Origin of the sequence: Nannocystis sp. RBIL2, from assembly GCF_026626745.1 — a bacterium.
Taxonomy (GTDB): Bacteria; Myxococcota_A; Polyangia; order Nannocystales; family Nannocystaceae; genus Nannocystis.
The window spans coordinates 5,490,144-5,500,212 of the sequence record NZ_JAPNJW010000001.1 but is presented as its reverse complement, the minus strand read 5'-3'; the positions used below and the strand labels follow the sequence as shown (position 1 = coordinate 5,500,212).

At 70.4% G+C, this 10,069-nt stretch carries 9 protein-coding genes; 1 reads left to right on the top strand and 8 read right to left on the bottom strand.

Translation table 11 applies throughout. The features are described from left to right. Positions 1 to 254: 254 nt before the first annotated feature. The 8 genes from OV090_RS21865 to OV090_RS21830 form a co-directional block, all read right to left on the bottom strand. The gene (locus tag OV090_RS21865) at positions 255 to 1,499 is read right to left on the bottom strand and encodes an FAD:protein FMN transferase (RefSeq protein WP_267705980.1); all 1,245 of its coding nucleotides are present in this window, start codon (positions 1,497 to 1,499) and stop codon (positions 255 to 257) included. Next, entirely contained in the window at positions 1,496 to 2,191 is a 696-nt protein-coding gene (locus OV090_RS21860) for a hypothetical protein (protein WP_267705979.1), read from the bottom strand. Before OV090_RS21860 ends, OV090_RS21865 begins: the two co-directional genes overlap by 4 nt. A 599-nt stretch (positions 2,192 to 2,790) precedes the next feature. Then, complete coding sequence (locus OV090_RS21855) at positions 2,791 to 2,958, bottom strand: hypothetical protein (RefSeq protein WP_267705978.1); 168 nt, start codon at positions 2,956 to 2,958, stop codon at positions 2,791 to 2,793. A 3-nt stretch (positions 2,959 to 2,961) separates the two neighbouring features. Beyond that, a complete protein-coding gene (locus OV090_RS21850) occupies positions 2,962 to 3,468 on the bottom strand; it encodes a hypothetical protein (RefSeq protein WP_267705977.1) in 507 nt (168 codons plus the stop codon). Continuing rightward, the gene (locus OV090_RS21845) at positions 3,455 to 4,342 is read right to left on the bottom strand and encodes an aminopeptidase P N-terminal domain-containing protein (protein WP_267705976.1); all 888 of its coding nucleotides are present in this window, start codon (positions 4,340 to 4,342) and stop codon (positions 3,455 to 3,457) included. The genes OV090_RS21850 and OV090_RS21845 overlap by 14 nt, the downstream gene beginning before the upstream one ends. Positions 4,343 to 4,408: 66 nt before the next feature. After that, entirely contained in the window at positions 4,409 to 5,482 is a 1,074-nt protein-coding gene (locus tag OV090_RS21840; protein WP_267705975.1) for a hypothetical protein, read from the bottom strand. Beyond that, entirely contained in the window at positions 5,479 to 6,750 is a 1,272-nt protein-coding gene (locus OV090_RS21835) for a hypothetical protein (RefSeq protein WP_267705974.1), read from the bottom strand. The genes OV090_RS21840 and OV090_RS21835 overlap by 4 nt, the downstream gene beginning before the upstream one ends. Positions 6,751 to 6,861: 111 nt before the next feature. Next, entirely contained in the window at positions 6,862 to 8,280 is a 1,419-nt protein-coding gene (locus OV090_RS21830) for a hypothetical protein (RefSeq protein ID WP_267705973.1), read from the bottom strand. A 373-nt stretch (positions 8,281 to 8,653) separates the two neighbouring features. Between OV090_RS21830 and OV090_RS21825 the strand changes: the two genes are divergently transcribed. After that, positions 8,654 to 10,036 (top strand): hypothetical protein, encoded by a 1,383-nt coding sequence (locus OV090_RS21825; protein WP_267705972.1) that lies wholly within the window; start codon positions 8,654 to 8,656, stop codon positions 10,034 to 10,036. The last annotated feature ends 33 nt before the right edge of the window (positions 10,037 to 10,069 follow it).

Below are 10,069 nucleotides of genomic sequence, written 5' to 3'. Positions count from 1 at the left end.
GGGCCATGATGGCTAGCGAGGCTCGACGAGATCGGCGGCGGCGGGAGGGCTCACGAAAACGGGACGCTCGCCGGCGAGGATCGACCGCGGCGCAACGATGCTGCGTGGAAGTCGAGGAACGCGCCGCATCCTCGCACGTGGGCGAGGCGATGCCCTCGACGCGGCACGCTCGTCAAACCGGCGATCACCGAGTGGGCGACGAAGCAGTGGCGACGGAGCGGGCGCTCTCGGAGCGGGCAGCGACGGGCCGGCGATCACGGAGCGGGCAGCGACGGAGCGGGCAGCGACGGAGCGGGCGGCGACGGAGCGGGCGGCGACGGAGCGGGCGGCGACGGAGCGGGCTGCGACGGAGCGGGCTGTGACGGAGCGGGCGGCGACGGAGCGGGCTGCTTGTCTTGCGGGTAGACGAGGATCTTGGCCAGCTCGGGGGTGACGCGCAGCTCGCCGGAGTGAGTGATGAGCGCGGCGTCGAGGCCGGGGTGCGACTGGATGAACTCGAAGCCGGCGTCGGCGCCGAGGACGGCGACGGCGGTGGCGTAGGCGTCGGCCTCGGTGGCGTTGGGCGCGAGGATCGTGATGCTCTGGAGGCTGCGCTGCTCGGGCACGGGGAAGCCGGTGCGCGGGTCGAGGATGTGCGAGTAACGGACGCCCTCGAATTCGATGAAGCGCTGGTAGTCGCCGGAGGTGACGACTGCCCGGTCGCGCGCGGGGATGGCGGCGACGGAGCCGGGGCCGTCGGGGCGCTGGATGCCGACCATCCAGGTCTTGCCGCCCTTGGTGCCGGACACGAAGGTGTCGCCGCCGCCCTCGACGATGTGGTCGGTGAAGCCGCGCTCGCGCAGGACGGTCGAGGCGCGGTCGACCGCGTAGCCCTTGGCGATCGCGCCGAGGCCCATCTTCATGCCCGGCTTGGCGAGACGACCGCTGCGGGTGGTCGCGTCGAGCTCGATCGAGCGCCAGTCGACCAGCGGCAGCTTCTCCAAGATCGCCTCGCGCGTCGGCGGGCGGCTGCCGGGGTCGTATTTCCACAGCTGGCCGACGCCGTAGAAGGTGGGGTCGAAGGCGCCGCCGGTGGCCTGGGCGATCTCCTTGCTGCGCTGCAGGACCTCGAACAGCTCGGCGCTGAGCGGCCGCAGCGGCCCGCCGGCGCCGTCGTTGAGCTGCGACAGCTCGCTGCTCGGGCGCCACTCGCTCATGATCTGCTCGATGCGCTCGATCTCCGCGAACGCGGCCTCGATCGCGGCCCCCGCCTCGGCCGGCTTGCGCTCGCCGACGTGGACGTTGATCGAGACCCGGGTGCCCATCTGCTGGGTCTCGGCGTAGATCGTGCCGTCCTTGCGCACGGGCGGGCCCTCGGGCTCCGGGGCGGGCGTGGGCGCCGGCTCCGGGGCTGTCTTTGCGGGCATGTCGCTCGAGACATGTTTGTTCGGACCTGTCCCCTGGGGCTGACCGCAGCCGAGCAGGAGGACGGCCAGGGCCGCGAGCGCGGGGCGGGTCACTTCTTCTTGTCCGGGCTGAGGCTCGGCGGGCGCGGCGGCGGGGCCTTGGGCGGAGGCGGCCGCGGGGCGGTGACCACCGGGGCCGGCTCGTCGTCGGGTTCGAGCTCGTCGACCGGCTCGAGTTCGTCGATCTCCTCCGGCTCCTCCTCGTCGTCGGGGCTCGGCGGCGGGCGGAAGGCTGACTGCACCGGCGGCAAGCTGTCCTCGCCGCCGGGCAGCTTGAAGCTCGGCGGCCGGAACGAGGCGCCGCTCGAGCTGGCGCTGGCCGCGGCCTTCGGCTCGGGCAGGCGAAACGACGAAAACGAGGGCTTGGGGGCCTCCGGCGGGGCTGCCGGTTTGGCGGCCGGACGCGGCGCGCTCGGCTCGGGGGCGGCGGCCGCGGTCGGCGAGGACGGCGAGCGCTCGGCCGCGGCCGTCGGGCCGGAGGTCGGCTTGCGCAGGTCCGGCAAGGGACGCTTGCCAGAGGCGGAGTCGGACAGGGCACGGCTGCCGGAGGTGGCAGCGTCGGGCAAACGCTGGGCGACGGAGGTCTCGGTGAGGGGGCGCTTGCCGGAAGCAGCGGCGTCGGGCAGACGCTGGGCGACGGAGGTCTCGGTGAGGGGGCGCTTGCCGGAAGCAGCGGCGTCGGGCAAGCGCTGGGCGACGGAGGTCTCGGTGAGGGGGCGCTTGCCGGAAGCGGCGGCGTCGGGCAAGCGCTGGGCGACGGAGGTCTCGGTGGGGCGCTTGCCGGAGGCGGCAGAGTCGGGCGGCCGCTGGGCGACGGAGGTCTCGGTGGGGCCGAGCGGGCGCTTGCCCGAGTCGGCGGCGTCGAACGGGCGCTTGCCGGAGCTCTCGGCGTCGGCGATCGGGCGCCGGCCGGAGGAGGAGGCAGCGTCGGCGGCGGACTCGGCTTCGGCGGCCGGGCGCTTGCCGGAACCGGCAAGGCCGGAGGTCGGCTGGCGGGCGCCCTGGCCGGCGGAGGGCTCGCTGCGGCGGAGCTGGGGGATCGGGCCGCTGGGGCGGCGGCCGGCGGTGGCGGAGTCACCTGGCCGAAGGGCCAGCTCGGCGAGGGCCCGGTGAGCGCTGCTCTCGCCGTCGCCGCGGAGCTCGGTGGGGACCGGGCGGGCGGCGGACGACTCGGACGGCGAGCGCCGCAGGCCGCCGGAGTTCTGCCGGCGCGGCAGCAGCGGGATGTCGTTGAGAGATCTCCACGGCGCGTCCGGCCAGCTCGTTCCGGCGGACCCCGGTGGCGGTCGACGAGGACGACTTCTCCGACCTCAACAGCGCACAAGACAGTCGCGGCGGCGGAGCTTCAGGGCTCCGCGACCGAAGGGTCGCCCGGGTGCTCGACCGCGAGATCTCTCCGGTCTGGCACGACCGTTTCGCGCGGCTCATCGTCCGCAACCTGCCCAACCTGCCCGAGGTCCTCGCGCTCGACATCCACTGCGGGACCGGGCGCGGCACGGGCGAGCTGCTGCATCGGTTAGTGCCGCCAGAACCGCGCCGCCAGCCGCGGACCGGGCCGCGCGGTGCCCTTGGCGACCTCGACGTGGATGAGCCCCGCGTGCACCGTGACCGCCAGGACGTGGCCGGCGTAGTAGGTGTCGATCGCCTCCTTGAGGCGCCAGAACAGCTCCTGCGGGGCGCCGTCCTTGCCGATCACGGCTTTCCACATCTGCAGCGGGCCGTGCTCGATGACCGGGGCGAACAGGAACTCGCGGCCGCTGGGGAACAGCAGCTGGAAGCGCTCGTGCTCGATGACGTAGTCGTCCTCGACCGCGCCGAGGTTGCGCAGCATCTTGCCGAGCTGCGGCCCGGTCGGGCGGATCGCCCGCAGCGCCTCGAGCCGGCGCAGCGCCGCGGTCATGCCGGCGTCGCGCAAGATCTCCGCGAAGATGTCCTCGACCTCTTCCCAGGTGCCGTGCAGCGGCACGGTGGCGAGGATCCGGCCGCCGATCTTGCCGACCCGGACTACTTCAAGTCCGGCCACTTCGCACCACGTCGTAGAGCGCCCGCTGGGTCGGACTCCACGCGCCCGCGACCGGCCAGGTGCGGGTCACGTCGCTGGCCCAGCCGTGACAGTCGGCGCCGCAGTCGGCGAGCAGGAGATCGCCGGTCCGCAGCGGGTGATGACTGTGCTCGTTGTGCAACACCTCGCCGTGCACGGTGACGATGCTGCCGTAGGCCGGGGTCATGCCGCGCGCGGCGAACTCCGCCTCGATCGCGGCCCGCACGTCGGCCTCGCGCCGCCCCGGCCGCGTCGCCGCCATGCCCGCGAGGTGACCGGCACGCGCGGCCTCCGCGGACTGCCGCAGCAGCTCGAGCGCCGGCGCGTCATGTTGCAGGCGCAACGAGATCACCGCGTCGGCGAGCTCGGCGTCCTTGCCCGCGAGCGCGACGGCCCCCGACTCGGACTCGTCGTGCGCGCCCCACGGCCGCCCGAGCAGCGAGGCCTGCCGCGCCCGCGTGCGCGGATGGATCGCCGGCAGCGTGGCGACGCCGCGCAAGGAGTCGAGCGCGGTCCGCAGCTCGGCGAGCGGGCGGATCTTCCGCACCCCGGTGGCCGCCTGCAGATCGTCCCAGGTGGCGCTCGGACCGATCCACAACGGATCGTCCGGCGCCGGCGGCGCTGCGAAGATCTCCCACCCGTCGCCGCTGCCGAGCAGCACCGCCCCCGGCCAGTGGACGCCCGTGAAGTAGAGGAAGTGGCTGTGCGCCCGGTACGGGTAGACGTTGGCCGCGTAGTTGCGCGGCACGAGGTCGCCGGCGAAGAAGATCGCGGGCTCGCCAGCGAGGGCGCGCGACAGTAGCGAGCGGCGAGATACGTAGACCGCGGCAGGCTGCGGCGGGACGAGGACGGACATGCGCGGGAGCTTACCGCAGGTGGCACAAGTTCATGAAGGCCTTCGATGCGCGGTGTGCGCCTGGCGTCATGGGCCGACGCGCTGGAGGTCGATTGTCACCACGGTGTCGAATGGCATGACCATCTCGAGGGCGTAGATGCCGGCCTCGAGCTGCAATTCCTCATCGGCTCGCCGGAAGCTGCGAATCGACTGCTCTTCGCAATCACCGCAGCGGGTCAACACCACCTGAGAGCGCGGATATTCCGTCGAGAGCGGCGGCACGTCGTAGGCGATCTGCAGGCGATAGGTCCCACCGGTCGCGATCTCGATCGTCTGCTGCGCGGCGATGTCGAGGTCGCCGTCGCCCGCACTGCCGTAGAAGTCGGGGTCGTCGCACGAGGCGGCGCGCGTGAGGAGGAAGCGGTCTTTGACGGCGGTGGCGGACTCCGGCTCGCAGACGTCGAGCCGATACTGACAGCGCGCCGGGCCCGACAGATACTCGGCCTCGAGCGCCTGGAAGCTCTCGCCGTAGATGCTCGCGATGAGCGCATCGATCTCCGCGCGCGAGCGTCCGAGAGATTGTTGGAACAATTGCTTGAAGCGCTCCAGACCGCGTGTGTCGATGAGGAATCGGACGAAGTAGGCGGCGGCGGTATAGTCGACCTCGGCGGGGATCCGGTCCAGCATGTCGCCCACGGGCGCCAGCGCCGGCGGCGTCGCGCGTTCGAGGGTCTGCGACAGCGACTCGGCCAGGCCTTCTTCGAGAAACGGTGCGCCCTGACCCCAGAATCTATCGATGATTGCGTGGGTCAACTCATGGCGTAGAACGGCGCCGGTGCGGTCTCCGAGCATGTCGAGATCGGAGATGTAGACCGCTTTTTTATCGGGCTGATAGCAAGCACGCCAGGGGCACGGTATCTCGTCTGTCACACGCACGGGCACCGAAAAATCGTCGGGTGCGTCGATATCGAAGAACTCGAACGCTCGCTCGAAATAGTGATTCAGGTGAGCCTCACTCCCGGCGCAGAGCGATCGGGCTTCGTTCTCGAACGAAAATTCGATGTACTGTTGCGAGGTTGGCGTGTCCTCATCACAAGATGGAGCCGAGAGGCAGACCACGGCGACGAGGATGAAGTGCTCCGCCTGTGCGTGCTGTCTCATACCGTACCGCAATCTTCAGGGTCGATGACGCAGAGTTCGGTGCCTCGGCCGAGCCAGCCCGTCGCCGCGTCGCAAATGCCGTCTTCCGACCAGGGGCACGGATCCAGCTCGGTGTCCTCGCCGAGGTTGTCGCCCACCCGGATTTCGCCCCCTACGGTGATTCGTGCGAGCAGCGAGTCGGCCGTGACTGGTAGCAGCGATAAGTTGCCATACATCGAAAGATTCCCCGACACTTCGGCGAGCGCGGGAAACCACGCGTCCGGGCCGGTGAACGCCGCGTTGCGGACGACCGCCAGGTCGCCGATGCGCGCCAGCGCGGAGAAGGCGGCAAGCCCGGGCAGCGCCTCGTTCTCCTCGAGCATCAGGCCTGCGAGCGACTCGACGGCTCCGAACCCCGTAACCGTCTGCAGCGCGGGATTGAGCGTGATGTGAAGACGGCCGTCGGCGGTCAGCGAGGAGGCGGCGCCGTCGATCCGCTCGAGCCTCGCGTTGTCCGTGATCATGAGCCACGAGGTCCCGGGGGCGGTCCAGCGGATCTCCTCCAGGGCGTCGTTGTCTTCGATCAGCGCTGCTTTCACTGCTTCCAGGGCCGAGAATCCGGCGAGGGATTCGAGCGAGGCGTTGGCGACGATCGAGAGGGTCTCGACCGCCCGGAGCGCCGGCAGCTCGGCGGAGCGCAGGCTCGGGTTGTCCGTCACCAGGAGGTCGCCGCCGACCTGGCGGAGCGCGGGTAGCTCGAGGGCGAGCAGGCCGGCGTTGTGGGTGACGCGGAGGTCGCTCGCGACCTCCGTCAGTCTCGAAAGGCCCTGGAGCTCGCGCAGCGACGGATTCAGGGTGATGAACGCCATCTCGACGGCCGTCACGCCCTCGCCCAGCTCCAGCTCGACCAGCGCCGGGTTCTCCGCCACGTAGAGCCCTCCCGACAGGTCCTCGAGGACAGGGAAGCCACGCACGGCGGTGAGGACGGCGTTGTGCGAGATCGAGAGCGAGCCGCCGATGCTCACCAGCGCCGGCCAGGCCGGGAGCTCGGCGAGCGCCGCGTTGTCGTGGACGACCAGGGAACCCTCGATCGCCTCGACGCGCGCCAATACCGCGAGGTCTTCCGGCGCTCGTCCCTGCACCACCAGATCGCCGCGTACACAGAAGAGACCGGCGGGTGGCGACTGCCACAATTGCGCGTCCTCGATGCAGGCAGCATCGTCGGGCGCGCAACCCACGAGGGCGGCGACGCAGGGGCTCAGCGCCCATGTAGCTCGCTTGCGCGTCACGTGCCCGATCTCGCGTAGCATAGTGGAAAGGTCCCGTCCAATCGGTTGCGCGCATGGCGCGCGCTCGGTCCGGCGCGCCCTCGGGGGCGCGACGGACCGAGCGAGTCCACGTCAGCTCCCGGTGATACGCAGCCAGAGCGACATCCCCTGCGACGACCAGTTGAGGTCGAGCTGGAGTTGCTGGCCGTTCCAGGTGCCGCGCGCGCCGTCGACCACGAACACCGCACCGTCGACGCCGGCGCTCAGCGGCATGCCGTCGAGGGTGACGCCGCCCGTCGAGACCGTGGCGAACAGGTCGGCGTCGGAGAAGGTGACCAACCCGGTCCGCTGATTCAACTCACCGAGCACCGGCTGCAGCAGCCTGACCTCGAGATCCGAGACGGTAAACGGCACCGAGGTCGTCGCCCCGTTGGCGTTCCTCGTGGTGTAGAGGCCATGCACCTGGGCGGAGCCGGCGCGGATGTCGTTGAGCGAGACGTCGCAGACCAGGACCCCGGGCGGGCAAGCGGCGAGGGAGAAGTCGAGGACCCCGTTCAACTCGTTGGTGCTGGCCGAACCGCCGCCGATCGACAGCTCGGCGGATGCGGCGAAGGACAGCGGATCTTCCAGCCACATCGGGCCGCTGCCCGAGCACATCGTGAGAGGATGGGTGGCCTCGGTCGGGGTGAAGTTGTAGAGGTCGCCGCACGGGAAGGTGGGGCTCCAGATCTTCGTCTCGCTGTTGTCGGCCTCGGTCTGGTGACCCTGGTTCTTGAACATGCACAGCTCGTAGCAACCGTTCGCCGCGGACTGCTCCGAGTCGGCCGTGACGCAGTCCGGGACATTCCCCGGAGGCATGCAGCGCGGGTCCTTCGTCGTCGGCGGGAAGGTGTCGGTCATCACCCCGCAGATCGCCGGGGAGCCGTTGCAGATCCAGATGCCGGTGGACGGCGGCTCCTCGGGGCCGCCGGTCGGATCGGTCCCGCCGTCGCACCACTGCTCCAGCAGTTCGTAGTCGTTCAGCCCGTTCTTGGCCGGGCACCACGACAGCTCGTTCCACCGGTCCTTGGGCATGTTGTCGTTGAGCCAGCCGTTTACCTGGTTGCCACACGCACGGCAGTCGTCGCAGCCCGACATGAACCAGCCGTCGCGGATCTCCGGCTCCGACTCGTCGTCCTCGGTGTCGGGGTCGTCGGCGACCGGGGCCGGCAGGTTGGCGCAGTCGACGACGCCCTGAAACGGCGCTCCGGAGAGCTGGGGCTTGCCGTCGTAATCCGCCGGCGTGCCGCCCCACAGGTCGGCGCAGATCGATTCGCGCACGTAGTGGCCGCGCGCGGAGCAGTCCCAGTCGTCCTGCGTCATGCAGACGAGCTGGTGACCCGAGACGTCGGGCGTGCACTCCACGACGTAGCCCGGCCACACAGGCGGAGCATCGCCCGTCTCGCTGGGCGTGCTGGTGTCGGTCGACTCGACGCTGTCGCCGCAGCCCGCGAGCGTGCAGGCCAGGGCGAGGGTCGAGACGAGGGAACGATGGATGATACGGGATTGCATGATACAGCTCCTTCTACGATTCGAGCGCGGCGAGATAGTGTCTCGCCCGCGCTGCAGGTAAAGCACCCGTCGACCTCGGGTTCAAGGATTTCAGCCCGACCTCGATTGTGAGGACCAGGCTCAATCCCAGTTGGGACACCGAGACTGGCGTTGGGAGCGGAGGCAAGATTCAACGCCGGAGCGCCCAGTCATGCAGAGAGGCACTCATTGTCGTGAGGGAGGACGACGACCAGAGTTGGCAATACCCAATCCGAGTTGGAGGTCCGTCGTGAATGGCGTGTCCCACGATCTCGATGTCATGAGATAACTCTCGCCTTCTTCGCGCGGATTGGACCTCTTCTCTTCGGCCGCGCGGGCCAGTACCCTCGCGCGTGTGGGCCAACCCCCGGAACGGCGTCTGTTGTGGATCTTGATCGGCCTGGCGCTGCTGTCGCGCCTGGTCTGGGTGCTGTGGGTGCATCCGCCGGGGGAATACCTGTACAGCGACATGCGGCTGTACGCCGAGCGGGCGGTGGCGCTGGCGGACAAGGGCATCCCGGCGCCGACGCGGACGCTGGCGTGGCAGGCGTACGGCACGCACATGCTGCTGGCGGCGCCGCTGCGGCTGTTCGGCACCCAGCCGCCGATGCTCTCGGGGGCGCTGCTGTGGGGCCTCCTCGGCGCCGTGTCGGTGCCGCTGGCGTACCTGCTGGCGTGCCGGGTGCTGCGCGAGCGCTGGCAGGCGCGCACGGCCGGGATCGCGGCGCTGCTGTGGTTCCCGAACCTGTCGACGACCGGCTTCTTCCTCTCGGAGACGCCGTTCTTGTGCGCGCAGCTGCTGTCGCTGTACTGGCTGGTGGTGTGCTTCCAGGAGGGCAGGCGCGCCTGGCCGGCGGGCGTGGCCTCGGCGGTCGCGTTCATGCTGCGGCCGCAAGCGGCGGTGTTCTACGTGTTCGTGCTGCTGATCTGGCTGGTCAACGTGCGCCGGCTGCAGCACATCAAGTGGCACCACATCGTCGGCGTCGGCGCGCCGCTGGTGCTCGCGCTCGGCTTCAGCTTGTGGCGCTTCCACTACCACACCGGCTATTGGGGCGGGATCGCCGAGAACGCCAACATGAACCTCACCGCCGGGCGGTGCCACAACATCAACACCCAGGCGTACCGCACCCAGCGCGAGTTCACCACGGCCGAGCGCAAGGACGACCAGACCAATGGCCGGCGCGTGACCCTGCCGGGCTTCCGCACGCTCAAGAACTGGGTGCCCGAGTGGTCGCCGCTGGCGCTGCGCCCGGCCCTCAAGGGCGACAGCATCCGCTTCGTCGGCTACATCGGCGACCCGTTCATCCACAAGGACATCCGCGCCAAGTGCTACGCGGCCACCGGTCTCTTGGAGCAGGTGCGCTACAGCTTCGTCAACATGATGCTGCAGTGGTTCATCGCCGGGCAGTGGCCCGAGACGAGCAAGGGCCACAAGCACACGCTGGTGATCGCCGAGTTCTACCGCTACTTCTTCAACACCGTGGTGCTGCTGCCGTCGCTGGTCGGCGTCGGGCTGGCGCTGCGCGGGGTCCGGCGCGATCCGGCGTTGGCCGTGCTGGCGGCTTGCCTGGTGGGGGCCATGATCATCGCCGCGATCTTCTTCGGCGACCCGCGCCTGCGCACGCCGTACGACCCGGTGTCGATCATCCTCGCGCTCTACGCGGTCGCCGTGGCCCTCCCGGCGTGGCGTGCGTGGCGGGCCCGGCGGGCCGGCAACACGCCCGCGCCGGCGGCGTGAAGGGCCGCTCACGGGCGCCGGCGAGCGGCCGCA